The 18,277-nt window shown below is 57.5% G+C and carries 16 protein-coding genes and 1 tRNA gene; 9 read left to right on the top strand and 8 right to left on the bottom strand.

From position 1 onward, the window contains the following. Positions 1-169 precede the first annotated feature (169 nt). From AC1RM7_RS19065 to AC1RM7_RS19055, 3 genes are all read right to left on the bottom strand, one after another. The gene (locus AC1RM7_RS19065) at positions 170-421 is read right to left on the bottom strand and encodes an exodeoxyribonuclease VII small subunit (protein ID WP_006019109.1); all 252 of its coding nucleotides are present in this window, start codon (positions 419-421) and stop codon (positions 170-172) included. A 114-nt stretch (positions 422-535) separates the two neighbouring features. Then, positions 536-1,465: a histone deacetylase family protein gene (locus tag AC1RM7_RS19060; RefSeq protein WP_006019110.1), complete on the bottom strand. Its 930-nt coding sequence runs from the start codon at positions 1,463-1,465 to the stop codon at positions 536-538. A gap of 41 nt (positions 1,466-1,506) precedes the next feature. After that, complete coding sequence (locus AC1RM7_RS19055; protein ID WP_006019111.1) at positions 1,507-2,271, bottom strand: crotonase/enoyl-CoA hydratase family protein; 765 nt, start codon at positions 2,269-2,271, stop codon at positions 1,507-1,509. 137 nt (positions 2,272-2,408) lie between these two features. On the opposite strand from AC1RM7_RS19055, the gene AC1RM7_RS19050 reads away from it, so the two are divergent. Beyond that, positions 2,409-3,356: a ring-cleaving dioxygenase gene (locus AC1RM7_RS19050; RefSeq protein ID WP_006019113.1), complete on the top strand. Its 948-nt coding sequence runs from the start codon at positions 2,409-2,411 to the stop codon at positions 3,354-3,356. A 195-nt stretch (positions 3,357-3,551) separates the two neighbouring features. On the opposite strand, the gene AC1RM7_RS19045 is transcribed toward AC1RM7_RS19050, so the two are convergent. Beyond that, positions 3,552-5,336: an acyl-CoA dehydrogenase family protein gene (locus tag AC1RM7_RS19045; protein ID WP_492838802.1), complete on the bottom strand. Its 1,785-nt coding sequence runs from the start codon at positions 5,334-5,336 to the stop codon at positions 3,552-3,554. A 515-nt stretch (positions 5,337-5,851) separates the two neighbouring features. On the opposite strand from AC1RM7_RS19045, the gene AC1RM7_RS19040 reads away from it, so the two are divergent. Both AC1RM7_RS19040 and AC1RM7_RS19035 read left to right on the top strand, forming a co-directional pair. Further along, a tRNA-Gln gene (locus AC1RM7_RS19040) sits at positions 5,852-5,926 on the top strand. A gap of 192 nt (positions 5,927-6,118) precedes the next feature. Beyond that, the gene (locus tag AC1RM7_RS19035; RefSeq protein WP_492838804.1) at positions 6,119-7,555 is read left to right on the top strand and encodes a hypothetical protein; all 1,437 of its coding nucleotides are present in this window, start codon (positions 6,119-6,121) and stop codon (positions 7,553-7,555) included. A 52-nt stretch (positions 7,556-7,607) separates the two neighbouring features. On the opposite strand, the gene AC1RM7_RS19030 is transcribed toward AC1RM7_RS19035, so the two are convergent. From AC1RM7_RS19030 to AC1RM7_RS19015, 4 genes are all read right to left on the bottom strand, one after another. Then, entirely contained in the window at positions 7,608-8,828 is a 1,221-nt protein-coding gene (locus tag AC1RM7_RS19030) for a hypothetical protein (RefSeq protein WP_492838806.1), read from the bottom strand. 232 nt (positions 8,829-9,060) lie between these two features. Beyond that, positions 9,061-9,276 (bottom strand): hypothetical protein, encoded by a 216-nt coding sequence (locus AC1RM7_RS19025; RefSeq protein ID WP_492838808.1) that lies wholly within the window; start codon positions 9,274-9,276, stop codon positions 9,061-9,063. Between the two features lie 121 nt (positions 9,277-9,397). Continuing rightward, entirely contained in the window at positions 9,398-9,766 is a 369-nt protein-coding gene (locus AC1RM7_RS19020) for a hypothetical protein (RefSeq protein ID WP_492838810.1), read from the bottom strand. Between the two features lie 9 nt (positions 9,767-9,775). Further along, positions 9,776-12,223: a phage tail tape measure protein gene (locus tag AC1RM7_RS19015; RefSeq protein ID WP_492838811.1), complete on the bottom strand. Its 2,448-nt coding sequence runs from the start codon at positions 12,221-12,223 to the stop codon at positions 9,776-9,778. A gap of 272 nt (positions 12,224-12,495) precedes the next feature. Here AC1RM7_RS19015 and AC1RM7_RS19010 point away from each other — a divergent pair, with 272 nt between their 5' ends. The 6 genes from AC1RM7_RS19010 (at position 12,496) to AC1RM7_RS18985 (ending at position 18,169) form a co-directional block, all read left to right on the top strand. Next, positions 12,496-13,248 carry a hypothetical protein gene (locus AC1RM7_RS19010; protein WP_492838813.1) on the top strand — a complete coding sequence of 251 codons (753 nt, stop codon included), beginning with the start codon at positions 12,496-12,498 and terminating at the stop codon, positions 13,246-13,248. Positions 13,249-13,936: 688 nt separating this feature from the next. Beyond that, positions 13,937-14,299, top strand: coding sequence for a hypothetical protein (locus AC1RM7_RS19005; RefSeq protein ID WP_492838814.1), 363 nt, complete (start codon positions 13,937-13,939; stop codon positions 14,297-14,299). A gap of 71 nt (positions 14,300-14,370) precedes the next feature. Further along, entirely contained in the window at positions 14,371-15,342 is a 972-nt protein-coding gene (locus AC1RM7_RS19000; protein WP_492838815.1) for a hypothetical protein, read from the top strand. 52 nt (positions 15,343-15,394) lie between these two features. Continuing rightward, on the top strand, positions 15,395-16,459 hold the full coding sequence (locus AC1RM7_RS18995; RefSeq protein WP_492838817.1) for a major capsid protein: 1,065 nt from the start codon (positions 15,395-15,397) through the stop codon (positions 16,457-16,459). A gap of 234 nt (positions 16,460-16,693) precedes the next feature. Next, positions 16,694-17,386 (top strand): head maturation protease, ClpP-related, encoded by a 693-nt coding sequence (locus AC1RM7_RS18990; protein ID WP_492838819.1) that lies wholly within the window; start codon positions 16,694-16,696, stop codon positions 17,384-17,386. 297 nt (positions 17,387-17,683) lie between these two features. Next, the gene (locus AC1RM7_RS18985) at positions 17,684-18,169 is read left to right on the top strand and encodes a helix-turn-helix domain-containing protein (RefSeq protein ID WP_492838821.1); all 486 of its coding nucleotides are present in this window, start codon (positions 17,684-17,686) and stop codon (positions 18,167-18,169) included. The last annotated feature ends 108 nt before the right edge of the window (positions 18,170-18,277 follow it).

The raw sequence follows: 18,277 nt of genomic DNA, 5'->3' as shown, positions 1-18,277 counted from the left end.
ACGTGGTTACATCTGCGATGTCGTCCCCGCGAAGGCGGGACCTATAGCACCGAGCTGGCGACCCAAAAACAGATGCTCGATATCGTCAGTAAAATCCGACCACAGGGAGCATGGATCCGCGCTTTCGCGGGGACGACGGCTGGGTATGTACGGGGGTCTTCTGACCGACTTACTGAACGTCGAGCGGCTCGGTGCCGACAGCGTGACCTGACGCGTCGGTGGTGATCTTGTCGACACGGGCTTCGGCCTGGCGCAGCAGTTCTTCGCAGCGGCGCTTCAGACTCTCGCCGCGCTCATAGATCGCAACCGATTCCTCGAGCGGCACCTTGCCGTCCTCGAGGCGCTTGACGATGGATTCCAATTCCTCGATCGCGCGTTCGAAGCTGAGCTGCTTGACGTCCGCATGGGGAGTGTCGGCCATGGTCGTTTTCCGAGTTCTCAATCGATGATAGCGCCGCTGAATCTAGGAACGATTTGCGGGCGCAATATGGCGGCAATGTAGCGCGATTTGCAGCAGCGAGGGAAGCTGTTCGCGCTAGTTGTTCATCAGCGCGGCGACGTGTACGGCAACCGAATCGCGCAAGCCTTGCAGGTCGTAGCCGCCTTCCAGCACGGAGACGATTCGCCCCTCGGCCGACTTGTCGGCGATCTCCATCAGCTTGCGTGTGACCCAGGCGAAATCCTCCTCGCGCAGTTCGAGACTGCCGAGCGGATCGCGCCAGTGCGCGTCGAAGCCCGCCGAAATCACGATCAGTTCGGGTGCGAACGCTTCCAGCCGCGGCAGGATCGCAATGTCAAAAGCTTCGCGGAATTCGCGGCTGCCATTGCCGGGACGCAGCGGCGCGTTGACCACGGTGTCCTGATCGCCGCGTTCTTGCGTGGCGCCGGTGCCTGGAAACAGCGGCATCTGATGGGTCGATGCATACATCACGCTCGGATCGGACCAGAAGATTTCCTGGCTGCCGTTGCCGTGATGCACGTCGAAGTCGACCACGCAGGCGCGCGCGATGCCGTACTTGCGCTGCGCGTAGCGCGCCGCGATCGCAGCGCTGTCGAAGAAGCAGAAGCCCATCGGCCGCGAGGTCTCGGCATGATGCCCCGGCGGACGGGTGCCGACGAAAGCGTTGGTCCGCTTGTTCTTCATCACCGCATCGACGGCAGCGACAGCGCCACCGGTGGCGCGCAATGCCGCTTCCCATGTGCCGGGCGACATCGTGGTGTCGCCGTCGAGATAAATCATCCCTTCCTTTGGGGAAATGTGCCGCAATTCGTCAATGTACTCGTTGCTGTGGCACAGCGCGACGACGTCGAGATCGGCTTCCGGCGCTTCGACCCGCACCAGCGATGTGAAGGGCTCCGCCGACAGTCCCTGTTCGATCGCACGCAGACGATCCGGCCGTTCTGGATGGCCGGGGGCCGTGACGTGATTGAGGCCCGCAGCATGGTGATAATAGAGTGTCGGCATGGACGGATCGATCTTTCCGTTGTCGGCGATGGCCTATCTAATCAGGCTTTCTTCTTGCGCGCAAAGAAGGCGCTGAACGCGTTCCGCGCCTCGTCCGATTTCAGCCGTTCGCCGAAATGATGCGATTCTTCATCCATTCTGCGCAATACATCCTCCCGCGCGGGCTTCAGCAGCTTGCGGGTGAGCGCCACCGCGTCCTTCGGCAGCGAACCGATTTCCCGCGCAACCTTGCGTGCCTCGACTTCGGTATGTCCGGGAGCGACAATCACATTGACGAACCCGGCCTCGCGGGCTTCGTCCGCGGTCACGGAGCGGCCCATCACCAGCATCGAAAACGCACGATGATGTCCCATGGTGCGCGGTGCCAGCAGGCTGGAGGCGGCTTCCGGAACAAGACCAAGGTGAATGAACGGCGTCGAGAACGTCGCGGTGGTCGAGGCGAGAACGTAGTCGCAATGAAACAGCATGGTGGTGCCGACACCGACCGCGATGCCGTCGACCGCGCCGATCAGCGGCTTCTCATTGTAGGCGAGCGCCTTGAGAAACTGGGTCGCTGCCATCGGGCGAGAACTGTCGTCGTTCGCGGTGTTGGCCTTGGCGAAATCCTCGAGGTCGTTGCCCGCAGTGAAGACGCCGGAGCCGCCGGAGATCACGATGCTGCGGATGTCCGGATCGTTCTGCGCGGATTTGATCGCGTCGGCCATCGCGATGTACATGCCCTGCGTCAGCGCGTTCTTCTTGTCCGGGCGTCGCATCGTGATGATGCGCGTGTTGTCTTCGTCGGTGACAATTACGTGGTCGATCATTGGCGTTTCCTGAAATGGCGAAGGCACTGCAACATGGAGGGCGGCTGGCGCTGCCGGTTGGTTCATCCTACATCATTGGCCAGAAACGGAATAATGGCCATTCGATTTCCACCCCTCCGTTATAAAGGGATACTGCCATGCAACTCACCGGCATCCATCACCTGACGGCGATTTCCGCGAATGCCAAGGGAAACCTGGCGTTTTACACCGGTGTGCTGGGTATGCGGCTGGTCAAAAAGACCGTCAATCAGGACGATGTCAGCGCCTACCATTTGTTTTATGCCGACGGGAAGGCCAACCCGGGAACAGACCTGACCTTCTTCGACTGGCCGGCGGCGCGGGAACACCGCGGCACCCGCAGCGTGTCGCGCACCGGCTTGCGGGTCAACGGCGAAAAGGCACTGGGGTTCTGGCAGGACCGGCTGATCAAGCTCGGCGTCCATGTCGGCAAGGTGACCGAAGTCGATGGCCGCCTGACGCTGCCGCTTGAGGACCCTGAAGGCCAGCGGCTGGTGCTGGTCGACGACGGCGGCCACGGCGAAGCCCATCCATGGGAGAAAAGTCCGGTGCCGGCAGAACACCAGATCCGCGGCCTCGGCCCGATCGTGCTGAACGTGCCGGATCTGGCACGCACCGAACGCGTGCTTGTGGATGTGATGAACATGACGCGCGTCCGCGACTACGCCTCACCCGACGGCGAGCATCGCATCAATGTTTACAGGATGGGCGAGGGCGGCCCGGCGGCGGAACTTCATGTGCTTGAGCAGAAGGATTTGCCCGCCGCGCGTCAGGGCGCCGGCGGCGTCCATCATGTCGCATTCCGCACGCCCAATGACGAGCAGTATCACGCCTGGACGGCGCGGCTCGCGGAGTTCGGCGTTCACTCCAGCGGCGAGATCGATCGCTTCTATTTCCGCAGTCTCTATTTCCGCGAACCGAACGGCATCCTGTTCGAGATCGCGACCGACGGGCCGGGCTTCGCCACTGATGAGCCGATGGAAACGCTCGGGGAGAAACTGGCGCTGCCGCCGTTCCTCGAAGCCCGCCGCAGGGAGATCGAGGCGGGATTGAAGCCGTTGGCGTGATGCGGGTCGCTTGATGCGAGACGGTTGCTCAACGCGCAACGTCGTCCCCGCGAAAGCGGGGACCCGTACTCCTTGTCCGCGTTTTGGCGAGGGCTTCAGCGTTCTTATGAGCCGGTTAGGCTGACGGTTATGGGTCCCCGCTTTCGCGGGGACGACATCGTAGGCAGTGTGCGTCCGGCTGGAAATTCCCGGCGTCTACGCGACCAGCACGACGTCCGCGCCGGTGGTTGCCGTCGCCGCATCCATGATCGTGCGCTCCAGTGCGCCGGATTGCACGGTGACGTTCTCCGCGAAGAAACGCGCCAGCGCGACATAACGCTGCGCGTCATTCTGGAGGGCTTCGTCGGTGCGCGCGGCCAGCGCCTCGTTCGCCAGCAGGCAGCCGCCGAGCGTGGTCGAGAACATGCGCAGATACGGCGTCGCGCCCGCGAGCGCTTCGGCCGGCGAGGTTGCGATCTTTTCCAGAAGCCACTTGCTGGTGCGCTCCACCGACGCAACCGCATCGCGCAGCTTTTCGCCGGTGGTGCCGAAGGCCGGATCGTTGGAGGCTTCCACCTTCTTGACGATCGCTGACAATTCGCCGAGCAGATCCCACACCGCTTCGCCGCCGGACATCTGCAGCTTGCGCATCAGCAGGTCGTTGGCCTGCACGCCGTTGGTGCCTTCATAGATGGTGAGAATGCGCGCATCGCGGACATACTGCGCGGCGCCGGTTTCTTCCATGAAGCCCATGCCGCCGTGCACCTGCACGCCGATGGCCGCGACCTCGTTGCCGATGTCGGTGGAGAAAGCCTTCGCCATCGGCGTCAGCAACGCACCGCGTGCCGCGGCCTTCGCCTTCACCTTCGGATCGGTGGCGCGATGCGACACGTCGATGGCGACCGCCGTCGCGTAGCATATGGTGCGTGCCGCCGCCGTCATGCCGCGCATCAGCATCAGGTTACGCTTCACGTCGGGATACATGATGATCGGATCGGAGCCGGTGTTCTGGCTGCCCAGCGCCTTGCCCTGCTTGCGCTCCAGCGCATAGGCGAGCGCGCGCTGATAGGCGCGGTCCGCGATGCCGACGCCCTGCAGGCCGACGCCAAGGCGCGCCTGATTCATCATGGTGAACATTGCGGCCATGCCGCCGTTTTCCTTGCCGACAAGGTAGGCGATCGCTCCGCCCTTGTCGCCCATGGTCATGGTGCAGGTCGGCGAAGCGTGGATGCCGAGCTTGTGCTCGACGCCGCTGGCGTAAATGTCGTTGCGTGCGCCAAGCGAGCCGTCGGCGTTGACGAGATATTTCGGCGCGAGAAACAGCGTGATGCCTTTCGAGCCTGGAGGCGAGCCGGGCAGGCGGGCCAGAATGAAATGAACGATGTTGTCGCTCATGTCGTGATCGCCGTAGGTGATGAAGATTTTCGAGCCGAACAGGCGATAGGTGCCGTCGGCCTGCTTTTCCGCGCGCGTGCGCAGCGCGCCGACGTCGGTGCCGGCCTGCGGCTCGGTGAGCTGCATGGTGCCGGGCCATTCGCCGGAGATCAGCTTGCCGAGATAGATATCTTTCAGTTCCTTGCTTCCGTGCGCATCGAGCGCGTCGATCGCGCTCAAGGTCAGCAGCGGGCAGAGGCCGAACGCGAGGTTCGAGGCGCTCCAGATTTCGTTGACGGCGGAATGCACCGCCAGCGGCAGACCCTGTCCGCCGAATTCCTCCGAGCCGGACACCGCATTCCAGCCGCCTTCGCACCAGCGCTTGTAGGCATCGGGCCAGCCCGTCGCTGTGACGACACCTTTGTCAGTGAGCTTGATGCCTTCGCGGTCGCCGGTCTGGTTCAGCGGCTCGAGCACGTCGGTGGCGAATTTGCCGGCTTCCTCGATCACCGCGGCGGAGAACTCCGGATCGTAGCCATTATAATGTCCTGCTTCCACGGCGGCCAAAAGGCCGGCGCCATGGTTGAGGGAGAGGAGCATGTCGTTGATCGGCGCGCGGTAGGTCATGGCATGATCTCGCTGTTCGGCTGGCCTCGGCAATTCCGCAACGTGCCGTTCGGCCGAAGCGGATGAGTGCGCAAGTCTTGCTCTCATATGTTGTTGTTTGACGGTCTCTTTCCTCGCGCTTGCGGTTTCTTGTGCGGGTCCGCCCGGCGCTCCTTTGTCTTCCCACGAAAAAGGCCGGCCCTCAACTGCGGCGCAGGCGTATCTCAGGTATGCCACGCGGCCTGATGACCGGCTGGAACGCCGAGGTCTGCCTCGATCTTCCGCCGTTCCCAACACCTCCGCGCGAGGCGGAGGCTGGTCCGGTCACTGGAATCGGCGCGATTTTTCCTTTTCTGGCGGCATTTTCCCGCCAAAAAAGCGGGTTTCCACTTTGCCGGAAAATGCTCTAAGACCTGCGCAGCCACGGTGAATCGGTGCGGCTCAGGGTTTCCGGAAGGAGGCCGGCCCGCCGCCTTCCGACAATGAGCGGCGCGAGGCGGCGAGACCGGGTCCTGCCGCGAACCGTTCAGCGCTATTGGGGCGTCGCCAAGTGGTAAGGCAGGGGATTTTGATTCCCCCATGCGGAGGTTCGAATCCTCCCGCCCCAGCCAATTTTATCAATGAAATCAGACGTTTCTTTATCGACCGGAATCCATTTTGAATCCGAGTCCACTGCCCATTTTGAATCGGTGTTCTTCAACTGTACCTACTGCCAAGAAGATAGGAAGGAGCCGAGTGGTCTTCGACACGTTCCATGATCGATGGCGTCGCGCTAAAGTGTTTGTCGGGTCGGGGCAGATTGCATGCAAAGCGTTCAGCAAATTCGCGATGAGTTTTCTCGCCTTTCCGCCGAGTGGACGCCATTTTTTCGGTACCGGCTTAGAGTTGCGTTTTCTCTGCGCGGGGACACAGGCTGGAAATTGCTTTACGGGCTGACGTCTTTTGCGGCGGACGAATTTACGGCCGTGCGACCGCTAGACATCGCAACGAAGTCGATTCGTTTTCGTCGAGAAGTTACGCGGCTCGATCCGCTCACTTCAAAAGATGAAATTGCCAGTTCTCTCGCCGATCCGACACAGATGGTATTCTCAGAGGGGGATACAGTCAGTGCGCGTAGTGATGTAGCGCACGGGTACAGATCGCCCCTGATCGATTCCGCTGGGTTCAGATATGCGTTGCATAACGCACATCACCCGCGACTACCGGGGCCTAAGCGTTTGCCGACCCTTGAGGTCACTGGCTTGTTGCAAAGTCCATCAAGATTTCCACCGTTTGAATTGCTTGACCAGGAATTGCTTTCCCATGTTAGCCCTTACGATGGATTGGTTGATCTTTTAACGGAATTTAATCCACCCGGCTCAGTCGAAGAGCTGATTAAGCATCCGGTGTGTGAGTTTCTTTTAATTCCCCCGCTTGATGTTCTGTTTCCGCAATCCAACCTAGTAGACGGAAAGCTGACTCTGGTTATCAAAGGGGACGATTCTATCGATCTAGATAATCTGCAAGTCGGCGTAAAATCTTATCGGGCCAATCTGATTACGCGCGAATTGATACCGATGGATTCTTCAGCCAGCGCAACCGCGACTGAAATAAAAATAGAGCATGATCTGGCGAATCCGATTCCACCGCTTGTTCTAACCACGCTCTCATATGCTGGGGAGTACATTGGAAAGTGGTGGGTCCGTGATCTAAGTCGTTCATTTAACCCGAGACTAGACCTGCACAAAGTAGTTGACGATAGGGACGAGTTCAAAAACAGCTTCTTCAAGGATCAAAATGAATTTGAAGACCGGGTGGCTCTGTTGCTTAGTCTACTTGGCCTAAACACCATGAAGTATGGTGGAATCTCCCAAATATCAAAAGCGCCAGATATCTTTGCCGTTTCTAGTCACCAGCATTTGTACATTGTCGAATGCACCGTGGGCGATATCAATCGCAAGGGCAAGTTGCAGAAATTATATGACCGAACGAAGGAAGTACGGGAAGGACTTGCGAATTCTCCAACTCCGCCGATCGCGATCATTCCCGTTATGATTTCAAGTTCGCTTCGTAGCGAAACCGTGGCTCATCATGACACTGCGGCCGCTTATCAGATTGCGTTAGTTTGCAGAGAAAATATCTTGAACCTCTTGGAGCAATTAGCGGCTCCGCCGAATCCGGATCAATTATATCAAGCTACGCTCGCGCTTATTCCATCCAAACCGGCCCCGGAGCCGGGCACCGAGGACAATAAGGGGTAAGGTTCGTCCTTCGCGAATTGCAGCGAGTGATGCAGTAAATTCAGCGGTGTCCCTATTCGGGCCGAATTCCAAAACCCATCGCATCCAAGCGGCTCGCGAGATGGGCAAGCTGCTCCTCATTAAACCAGAACGGCAATTCCGCATGGCCCACGTACTCACCGTCGCGTAACAGCGCAAATCGCGTCTCATCATGGAGTGTCGTTAAGACCTCGTTCCAAAACTTCGGGGTGTTAACGGTATTCAAAACGGCGAGACGCATTTTTTCCATATCAGTCTCTTGGAGAGCGAGCGCTGATCTACCCATCTTAAGGACCGTGTTGACCTTCGAAGAATAACTCAACACAGAATCTTGGGCGATTACCGGCAAATGGTTCCGTATCTTCGCATAAAACCTAACAAGATTGTCACGGCAGCTTCGCCAAACTTCAGCGGAGTCCGCAAGGACATGATCACCCGGCCGCAGGCATAGGGCCGCGCCATCGTGCCCCAATTCAAGCCCGTCGAAATGCAGCCGTACCGTTACTGGCGCTCCGGCGGAGAAAGGCGGAATGTCTTTCGCGATTTCTCCCCGCTGCTGCTTACCATTTACGTGCGCGTGATCCAGCACGGAGGGGACAAGAGCGACGTCCGCATCAAGATCGAGAGACAAGGCAAGCGTAAGTTTCAGATTCCGCTCCCCTAACTCGATCTGAGCGAATGCAAGATCGGCGGCCAGATACTTGGGGTCATCCATAATAAACTCGTCATTCAACACGCCATAGCCGGAGCGGTCGGTGATGAACCGTCTTTCAGCCTCGGATGGCTGGTCGCTGATGGGCTCGCCAGCTTCATTTAGAAGTGGCGTCACGACAAAGAACATGGGCGAAACGCCGAGTGCGGCATGGGCTTTCAAGACGCTGCTGAAATGTTTGCGGGCCTCTTGATAGGCTTCGATCTGCGCAGCCGGAACTGAATCGCCGACGTGAAAATCAAGATGCTCATGAATCGCGCCCCGCGAACCCGTTGCGGGTAGACAGTAATTCAGGCGCTTGTGTTGACGTGGCCGGTCAATACCGTGCGGTAGCGGCTCGAAAATTCCGGAAGGGTCACGGGCACGCTTATTAGCTTTGGCATTCGCCCGGATTTGCATCTCCATCCGCGAAAGGCGCGGTTCGAGCGCTCCGAGGATGACGTTGAATACTTTGCGGCCGAAAGCGTCGCGCGCCGCCTTATGCTTTGCCATCTTCGCTGCGGCATTCGCAGCCGGATTGGTGTAACCCATCTTGAAAACCATTGCCGTCACTCCTGCTGTTATAAGTTTCCGGCAGGATACAGGGCGGCATGCCGGTCCCCGACAAACGATTGGGTTCAACCTTGCAGGCGGCGTGCAATCTCTTCGGCATCTTCCGGATCACCGCGCCTGATCAGTTCGGAAAGTCTATCAAGATCGGGAGCCAAAGGTTCTTCGGGCGCGGGATGCTGTCTAGGCGTCCCGCGCCACCAGCGGCGCAACCATGCGCGGAAGCTCATGCGGCTGTTGGAAAGGCGCTGCGGTCAAGCAAGTGCGCAAGCGACGATTGAACGTCCGCAGAGGCTGCATTCGTCCATTTGCAAGCGACGTTGAAAGCCGCGCATGATTCCAGTCCGTAAATCTCGAATGCTTTTGCAAGCTCACGCACTGCACGAGTATGGGCCGCAGCCGCCCGACGTTTGTCGGTTTCAGATATTTTCAAATCGAACATTTCTCGTTCCTTTCACTTCCCGTCCGCGATATTGATGCATAGGACGTGAAACGAGTCAAGAAACCCTTATAAAACGGGCGTTTCTGGAAACGCAGTCGCCGATTCAGAAACGCAAGTACGTTTATGGAATCAGAGTGGCTCCATCAACCGCCGCGAGACGCAAACTCCGCGTTGTAGGCTGCGCGCCACCCGTTGGGCCGCTTAGCATCGCAGCCCATCGCCGCGCTTCGGCTTCGTCGCGCACAGCGATTGCGTTCGCCATTACAGCGCGCTCATCAGAAAGCAGGCCCTTGATATTCCGGCATATGATCTGATTTCCGTCATGCCAGAACGCACAGACGAGGTCATATCGCGCTAGAAAATCGGCCGTCTCGGACTCGGGTTGCGCGGCAACCGCTTCGATGTTCTGTATGGCCCATTCCAGCAACCGGATTTCGTCGCGGGCTAGCTCCATCGCCTTGCGCAGTCCGGCGAAGTCCTCACCGCTCATGATGCGACCTCACTTGAACCAAGACGGCTTCCGCGCAGCGGATCGCAGCGTTTGGCCGATTGCCGCCCGCTCCATTTGCTTAACCGCATCGTCGCTCGCCGTCAGACCGCCGATCCGCTCGCCGCTTGGCATTACCAACGTAAGCGGACGCTGCCCGCCGCCGATGCTTTGACTGATTTGCGGGAATCCGCCAGACGCCAAGCGCGGCATACCGGCCATAAGCGGCGCGCTAACCCGTGTTGCTAGGCCGCTGGCGTCAACCCCCGCCATCAACTCGCGGATACGGCCGATAGAAATGCGCCCTTGATTCAGCGCGTGCATGAACGCCGCGCCGTATTTGCGGACGGCCGATGCACGTTGCACGAACTCGCCATTCGAAAGTCGCACCATGATGGAGTCCGACGTTCCGGTGCCGGGGCCGCGCACGGGTCCGCCGGTAGCGAGGCCCGGCGCTTTGTTTCCGCCTCCGCCGCCCGCAACCGATGCGATAGCTGCGGCAACGGCCTTTGCGCCGTCAATGATGGACGCGAAGATTGCCTTCACACGATCAAGCAACCCGGTGAAGAAGCCGGTTATCGCGTCAATCCCCGACCGGAAGCCATTGACGATGCTAGTCACAACATCGGCCGCGCTTTGCTTGAGCGACTCCCACGCGGACAATACCGCCGTAAGAACGGCAACAAACACGTCCGCGATGGCTTGCGGTAGGCCCACGAAGAAGGCAACGATTGCTTGCACAACGCCGCTAAATCCACTCACCAAGGCCGTGCCTAGATCGGTCGCACTTGTCACGATGGATTGCCACGTGCTTTGCGCGAAGTTCACAACGGCCGTAAATGCCGCCGCAAACCCGCTCGCGATGCGCGCCGCTACGGCAGTAACGCCCGCGCCCAGCGCAGCGAAGCCCGCAGAAATCTTATCGATGATGCCCGAGATGCCCCCGAGCTTTTGAACAACCGTCACCGCCAAGAAGCCGATGGCGAAACCTACCGCCGCGATAGCGAGCGGCACGGCTCCGAGGCTCGCGACTACAAGCCCGACGATCCGAAACAACACGCCCATTGCGGACGTGATTGTTCCGAGCGAAGTAACAAGCAACACGGAGGCGGAGTATGCAAGCCGCACCGCGCTTGTGAAGACGCCGAACAATCCGATCAACTTCGTAATAATGAGAGCAATCGCGATCTGCCCGCCAGTCAGCTTCGTCCCGAAGACCGCGTTGATAGCATCCGCAACGGTCTGCAACACCGTCAACAGAGATTGCAGCGCCGGGATAACGATGTTCGTAATCGCGTTCTTCGCATCCGCGCCGAACTGCACGAATGCATCGCGCGCCGCGATGATCGCCTTGTTCTGCACGTCTGAATCGCGGCCCTCCAAGAGCGCGACGATATCGTTCACAACCGGACGCACGCGCGCCTCAATGGTTTGCGCAAAGGCAACCCACGCCGCACGGCCGCGCACAGTCGTTTCCGTGAATGCCTCAACGAGTCTTGCGACCGAAGGAGCAAACACGGCGAGGACCTGATTCTTTGTTGCGGCCGACGCTTTCCCGAGCTTGTCGAACGCATCGGACGCGCGGTCCAACGATTCACGACCTGTCTTGTCCAACGCAGGTGCAAGCCTTTCGGCTTCAAGCGTAAGCTGCTTTATCCCCGCCGATCCCTGATTCAGGAACGCGCCAAATTTCGCATTCCGTGTGCCGAACAGTTCGAACGACTTATTCGCCTTGTCGACTCCGTTCGGCATCTTCTTAAAGGCGTCGGCAACATCGTTGAGTGCTTCCAGCGGATCGCGTAGATTGCCATTCGCCTCTCGGATTGAAATGCCCAAGTCCTTGAAGACGTTCTTTGTGTCGGAAAACTCTTCATTGAGCTTCTGCAAACTCGCTTGATATTGATCGAAGCCAATCCGTTGGTTTCCAAAATCACGATTGAGTGCCTTGAGCTTGTTCTTGTAGTCGTCGGACTGTTTGCCCGCGTCGCCGATGGCCTTCGCAAAGTGTTTTAGAGACTTTTCTGCAACATCCCCCACGCCTGAGATATCGGCCGCATCTTTGACCGCCTTCAAGCGCTCCACCGTAACGCCCAGCACATCGGCCAAGTTTTGGAGCGATTCCTGGCCTTCGCCTGCTGATTTGACCATCAGACCGAGACCGCCAACGACCGCCGAAAACGCTCCGACGAGCAACCCTGCGCTGCGCCCCGCTTGAGCTACGCTAGACCCGAGTTGATTAAACGAACCGCCAAAGCCGGAAGCGGCGTTACTTAGCGCGCGGACTCGCGTGGTCAATACTTCAACGCTACTTCCAACCTTCGCGAGCCCCGCTGATACGTTTCCAGCCGCAGAGAGCTTTTCGAACGCCGCAGACGCAGCCGCACCGATCTGTTCTAGCTGCGCCTTAATATCTGCGCCGCCCGAAAGTGCGATGCGTTGAGTGATTGTGCGTCCGGCCATTAGCGCCTCCCTCTGGATTCCGCCTCAAGGCCCCGTAACAGTAAGCGCCGAATAGCTTGCGAGCGCGGGCAAAGCGCTTCCGCAGCTACAAGCTCCACACGGTGAAGTAACCGGCCGGGGAGACGCAGCGCGATCTGTTCGTTCTTGGAGGCGGGAATACGCCGCTTGCTAGATTTCTGTGCCATCCCGGAAGTATCGGCCGGGCAGGCTCTTCCGTCAGCAAACGAATGGGATACATTGCATCCCATTGGGATACAGGGGTTGCTAAACCGATGGCATTGCCAACTTTTGAAAAGATTAGGAACAAACGCCAGCGAGCTTTTGAGGCGAAGGTGCTTTCTCTTGCAACGCCCAAACCGAAAAGCCGGTTCATTGCCTTCATCAATGCGCCGCTTACGTTATGGCTTTTATCAGCCATCGTTTTAGGTTTCGGAGGGTTATACTACACAACCTACAAGCAATGCATGCTAGATGCGTCTAAAGTCGGAGAGCAATATAGCCTATACGCTCCGGAACTTGTTAATCGGCAAACCTCTTTCGCTATTTCACTTGGCAAAGCGAAATCGATGGCGGACGTCGATAAGCTTATGAAGGTCATCCCGGCGGACGCCGTCGAAGCTAAGGATAAAACCTTGTCGCAGATATTGCGCCTGAAACAGGAAGCAGCAGCGAGGATACTCTTCGTTCCGATAAAAGAGTCAGATTTGATGGTGAAAGCGAAGAAGAATCCCGACTACGAAAGGTTTTCCGAGCTTTTTAACGGTCGGCCATCGCTTCAACTTGAAAACCGCGACCTGCCTGCATTGCAGCGTTTTACCAACGACTTTTTGCCCGCTCTGATCATGGAAGGATTGCAGGGGCTTTATCTCATCATTCCTTCGTGCGGTGCGAAAACCGTTATCGGCCTGATCGCGGGTGGACAGTCGGTTGATGTAGCCGTAGCGATTCCTTTTGTCCCCTTTGTGAACAAGCTTCAAGAACTCCGTCCAGAGGCATTTAAGAAGCAGCCCGCGCTCACCCCTTGACGTACGATGCAAATTCGATGGCGTAGGGTTCGCGACGCCATCGCGGCGAAGAGAAGGAAATGCCCCTGCGGAATGTTTTTACTACACCGCGCCGGGCATCGCGTATTTCAGTCCGAAAAGAAAATTGTCATATAAATTTGTTAGTCGGGCCCCCGTATTGCCCGTATAGCGTCATTGGTTTACCGGGACCCGAAAAATTTTTCGATCATCAACAGCGCGCCAACGGTGACGCCGAAAAATTTTTCAAACACGTTTAAGCGATACAGACTCTCAAAAAAAATCAGCCTATCCCGGCCTCTTAGCCTACAGAATTGGGTGTGCTCAATTAGATGTGCCTGATTTCATTGGCGTTTCTCTGTAGGCTTTCTTGGCCTCATCTTCTACCCCTAAGAGATACCTGAACTGAATATTAGAAAAGAAATCAGTTCAGGTCAGGGGCATCGTACCTAAAAGCAAGTGGGCCATACAAAGCCTACAAGCCTACAGGCGCATTCCAAAAATTTTAGTCTTGTCTTCCGATCAGTCAGCGCCCGCGTTCCAAGTTGTCCGTACGATACAAACCATCGTTTACTGACCCGTATCGCGCTCTCACTTATCTTGGGCATGTTCGCCCGCTTGGCGCGATGGCGAACATAAAGACTTTCTTTCGTTGGCTGACGGGGATGCATCCCCAATCCATGGTTCGGCCATGGAGCACGCAGACGACATTGCAGAATGGAAGGAGGCGACCCGGCTTGAAGCCGAGGGCGATCCATCCGCGCTTGCTGCGTTGCTCGTCATCCGCGCCCCCTTGGTGATGCAGGAGCGTGTCGCGGCCGTTCTCCGAAAGCTTCCCCGGCAGAAGCCACCATCCGCCAGAGTAATCAATCTTGCCGACGCGGTCGTGTACTTCGAAAAGCATGAAGGCACCACGCCATACAACGCGTTGATGAAGGATACCTGCGCGCGATTCAACATTAAGCGCGCTTCGATACTGACGCACGCTCTAAGAGACAATCGCCGAGATGTTAACGATGAATTGCGCAGGCGAGGGCTGAAAGCAAAAAGCTAAATTTAGTAACGACCGAATGACTTTCGAAATCTGACGCGTCATCATCCGCTCATTGACGAAGGGAATTTGAGATGACCACCGATTTTGATTTTGATACCTTTTTATCGTCTCGCGCGGAACGCATTGTTGAGCGTCATCGCGCGCAGGATCGCCAGCGGTCGCACGCCAATCGAGCACGGATTGCGGAGATTCACGAAATTAAAGCGCTAGAGAATGCGGCGCTTCGTAATTTGCAGTACTTGACGGGATTCCGATACTTCGAGGGGAGAAATCCCCAGAATCAATTAATCCAGCTAAAGGCGGGGGCAAAGCCTCCGGCGCTTCCTGCTGCAAAGCCGAAGGAGGATGAAACGGCGCAGCAGATTGTCGAGACAGAGCGACGCCTTGAAAAACTTCGAGAGCAACGTGAGAGGCTGGAAGCGAGTGCCCCGCATCCGATACTGACGAGCGCGCGTATTGTTGCGGAGGTTGAGAAGTGGCGCAATCTTGATGTTGATGAAGTGCCGCGACCTACGCCGACTCTCGCCAAGGGTGAACGGTCCCTGCTAGATGCGTTGCCACGACTCCGGGAAACTGTAACCGAGTTGAAAGCGGACCGGCGGCTCATTCAAAAGTCACCGCTTCCAGTGGCAGCGGTGAAACGTGTCGCGCACGATCAAATTAAGCGGCTCGCCGCACAGGGACAGCCTCGGGTGATGGGCCTCTTTACGGGGGGTGAGCTAGAGCTTCCCAAGCTCCCCGCGACTGCGCTCAACGGGCCATATTTTTCACAGGCGATAGATGCAGCGGCGCTATCAACGTATTTGCTTCATGACCTGCTGATTGAGCGGGTTGACGAGCTTATCGATATCAACGCGGCAGCATTCGATAAGCCACTATCCGTCTCGGATCGTACGAAACAATTAGCTTTGCTCGACGCTCAGATTGACGAGACAGAGCGCCTTGAGGCTGCTGCCGTCGAAGCTCTGATTGCTGATGGCCGCGAGGTCCTCCATCGCCCTGACATTTCAGTTCTTGCGGTGCTCTCCTACGCGATCCGCTGAATTGGCAGAGTGCGCCCGACATTTTCCCATTCCGAAGTTCATGGAGTTCGTTATGTCCACTAACTTTACTGATATTTTTGATGACGACGCCTTTTCGATGGTGACGCTGACCGCTGCGGTTAGTGACATGGATCATGTTCCCGGTCGGTCGGGCGATCTAGCCTTTAGCGGGCAGGGTATGGGTATTCCTACCACCGCTGTTCTGATCGAAAGCGTAGGCGAGACACTTTCGTTGATCCCGACGACACTTCGCGGCGCTCCCGCGCCAAAGGAGACGGTCGATAAGCGCTCGATTCTGCAATTGGCGGTGCCGCAGATCAAACTTGAAGACACGATCAACGCCGACTCAATCCAGAATGTCCGCGAATTCGGGACGGGGAACCTGATCGGTGCAGAAACCGTCGTCAATCGGCAATTGCAGAAAATGGTTCGGCGTCATGACCTGACGCTTGAGCATCACCGCCTCGGAGCATTGCGCGGCGTGATCAACGACGCGGACGGCTCGGTGCTGACCGATCTCTTCGTTGAGTTCGGAATCGTCAATTCTGACGGCCTCGCCGGGCCTGAGGACTTTGAGTTTCCGCTTGACGATTACACGACGGTCGGAATTGACAACAGCATTCGCAATAAGTGCCAAGCGGTGCAACGCTACATGCGCCGTAATGCGAAAACGATTATTCCGAATACCGCGAAGGTATGGGCGTTCTGCGGTGACAATTTCTTCGACAAGCTGTTGGAGCATCCTTCGGTTAAGGGCGTGTACGACGGATGGGCGGCGGCAAAGGCGGCGCTCGGTGAGAATTATGCGTTCGGCATTTTTGAGTTCGGCGGCATCTTCTTCGAAAACTACCAAGGCACCGATGACAACGAAACCGTAGCCATTGATCCGGATGAATGCCGGTTCTTCCTCGTCGGCGTCCCCGGCCTCTATGCCGAATATTATGCTCCGGCGGACTTTATGGAAACGGTCAACACTGTTGGTTTGCCGCGTTATGCGAAGCTCGCCGTTGATCCGCGATTTGATCAGTATGTGGAACTGCACACGCAGCAGAATCCGCTGCCACTCTGTCTGCGTCCCCAAACGTTGGTACGCGGCATCTCCGAGGTTTCGACCTAACTGAATCGGAGCGGTGGCCTTTTCATGGATTCCACCACCGCTTCGTAGGCCGCTGCGTGCTCCAAAGTCCCGTAGCGGCTCCGCGCCGTCGCTCCTAGCCCCCGGCGGCGCGGCCTCCTTTCAGTTCGGCGATCCTTCTCCGTCGCCGGATATCCGCCGCCGCGCGGCTTTGCTCCTTCTCCGCGCGGCGGCGAGCCATTGAAAGACAGTGCCACTCAAACAGGATTCTAGGTCATGAGCAAAAACTGGTTTTCAATGAGCAGCGCTCGCAAGAGCGGCATTGGCGAAATTGCCATCTATAGCGATATCGGCGAATGGGGCGTCTCGGCGAAGGATTTCAACGCCAGCTTGAACGCGCTCGGCTCGCCGCGCGAGTTGCACATTTCGATATCGTCCAATGGCGGCGAGGTTCATCAAGGTTTCGCGATCTACAACATGCTTGAACGGCATTCAGCAAAAAAGATCGTCACGATTGAGGGGGTTGCCGCATCGATGGCCTCCGTCATCGCAATGGCCGGGGATGAAATAGTGATGCCTTCGAATTCGATGCTGATGATTCACAACCCGTGGGGCGGCGTTACCGGCAGTGCCGATGCGGTGATTTCATTCGGCGAAGCTCTCGCGAAAATGAGAGATGCAATTGCAGACGTATATGCGAAGCGTTCCGGAATCGAGCGGGGCGAGGTCCTGAGTATGATGGATCGCGAGACATGGCTTGACGCCGAAGAGGCCGTTTCGCTGGGCCTCGCGGATCGGGTTGATGAGCCACGCCAGATGGCGGCGTTGATCGATACCAACAAATTCCGGAATACGCCTGTAGCGCTAAAGAAGATCGCGGCGGATTGGAGGCCGCGAACGCTTGAAGAAATCCGGATCAAGGCGTTTCAGAAGTTCAACGCTTCATGGTCAGGAGAACATAATGCGTAAGAAGTTGAAGCGGATGGCTGACGTAGCAAGCGCGCTCAATACTACTATTTCGCGTGCGTACGTGCTGTCGAGCCAAGACGTAGCATTTCCGCCAGTGATTGAAAGAGTTGGGAACGTGAATTTCTACGCCCCAGCAGATATCGCCCGATACGCGCGGACGCGTAAATCACGTCGCCGATGGCATAAATAAAAAGAGCCCCGCGTTGGCGCGCGGGGCCTTAGTTGATGGAGCGAGCAATGCCCCATGATTCCATAATTCAGAGACAGGGAAAACAAACGAAGCAGTCAGGATAGCCGATGGCGCGGCTATCGCGATTGGCCGCTGCGAAGAAGATGGGAATATCCGAGAGGTATGTTTACAGAATCCTCAAGGGGAAGACCGCTTCTCGTAGCCGCGCAGAACAGGCCGCATCCTACTTTGGCGGGAAGGCCGAAGACTATTTGCGTCCGGCTCGCCCGCGAGGACGGCCGAAGGGAGACGCGGAAAGTCGCCACACGTTTGGCGATTTCATTTTAGAGTTGCCCGAAGAGTCCGAAGAGAACTCAGACAACTATAATCATTTGGTTTGGGAATTTAGGACTCGTTATGAGGGCCGGAAGCCAACGCCTCCAACTAGTTTTGAGACGCTGGAACATGTGATCGGCTTCATTCACAACGCTGACTTCCGTTTTGAATGCCGAGACGAGGCGCTGAGCTTGTGGAAGCAATTCAAGATTTGGCGGATTCAACAGGAGTGTGCCGAAAGAATCTTCGCAGTGGAGGTGGGAGATGACGTGTCATAGGTGGAGATCAGGGCCCCCTCTAACGGCGAGGGGCTATTGCGGAAGGGCGTCCGTTGATGCTTTCATGGATAGGGCAGGCCGGGAAAGCACCCTGCCGCGCGTGAGTGA

The sequence above is a fragment of the Afipia sp. GW822-FHT03D08 genome, from assembly GCF_058801645.1.
This window is presented reverse-complemented; position numbering and strand designations above follow the sequence as displayed.

Bases quoted from the DNA above. Each gene is read 5' to 3' on its own strand.
- AC1RM7_RS19020 (WP_492838810.1), bottom strand. From the start codon at position 9,766: ATGAGCGGTGAGGACTTCGCCGGACTGCGCAAGGCGATGGAGCTAGCC.
- AC1RM7_RS19025 (WP_492838808.1), bottom strand. From the start codon at position 9,276: ATGTTCGATTTGAAAATATCTGAAACCGACAAACGTCGGGCGGCTGCG.
- AC1RM7_RS19065 (WP_006019109.1), bottom strand. From the start codon at position 421: ATGGCCGACACTCCCCATGCGGACGTCAAGCAGCTCAGCTTCGAACGC.
- AC1RM7_RS19010 (WP_492838813.1), top strand. From the start codon at position 12,496: ATGGCATTGCCAACTTTTGAAAAGATTAGGAACAAACGCCAGCGAGCT.
- AC1RM7_RS19060 (WP_006019110.1), bottom strand. From the start codon at position 1,465: ATGCCGACACTCTATTATCACCATGCTGCGGGCCTCAATCACGTCACG.
- AC1RM7_RS19000 (WP_492838815.1), top strand. From the start codon at position 14,371: ATGACCACCGATTTTGATTTTGATACCTTTTTATCGTCTCGCGCGGAA.
- AC1RM7_RS19045 (WP_492838802.1), bottom strand. From the start codon at position 5,336: ATGACCTACCGCGCGCCGATCAACGACATGCTCCTCTCCCTCAACCAT.
- AC1RM7_RS19005 (WP_492838814.1), top strand. From the start codon at position 13,937: ATGGAGCACGCAGACGACATTGCAGAATGGAAGGAGGCGACCCGGCTT.
- AC1RM7_RS18990 (WP_492838819.1), top strand. From the start codon at position 16,694: ATGAGCAAAAACTGGTTTTCAATGAGCAGCGCTCGCAAGAGCGGCATT.
- AC1RM7_RS19035 (WP_492838804.1), top strand. From the start codon at position 6,119: ATGCAAAGCGTTCAGCAAATTCGCGATGAGTTTTCTCGCCTTTCCGCC.
- AC1RM7_RS19055 (WP_006019111.1), bottom strand. From the start codon at position 2,271: ATGATCGACCACGTAATTGTCACCGACGAAGACAACACGCGCATCATC.
- AC1RM7_RS19015 (WP_492838811.1), bottom strand. From the start codon at position 12,223: ATGGCCGGACGCACAATCACTCAACGCATCGCACTTTCGGGCGGCGCA.
- AC1RM7_RS19030 (WP_492838806.1), bottom strand. From the start codon at position 8,828: ATGGTTTTCAAGATGGGTTACACCAATCCGGCTGCGAATGCCGCAGCG.
- AC1RM7_RS19050 (WP_006019113.1), top strand. From the start codon at position 2,409: ATGCAACTCACCGGCATCCATCACCTGACGGCGATTTCCGCGAATGCC.
- AC1RM7_RS18995 (WP_492838817.1), top strand. From the start codon at position 15,395: ATGTCCACTAACTTTACTGATATTTTTGATGACGACGCCTTTTCGATG.
- AC1RM7_RS18985 (WP_492838821.1), top strand. From the start codon at position 17,684: ATGGCGCGGCTATCGCGATTGGCCGCTGCGAAGAAGATGGGAATATCC.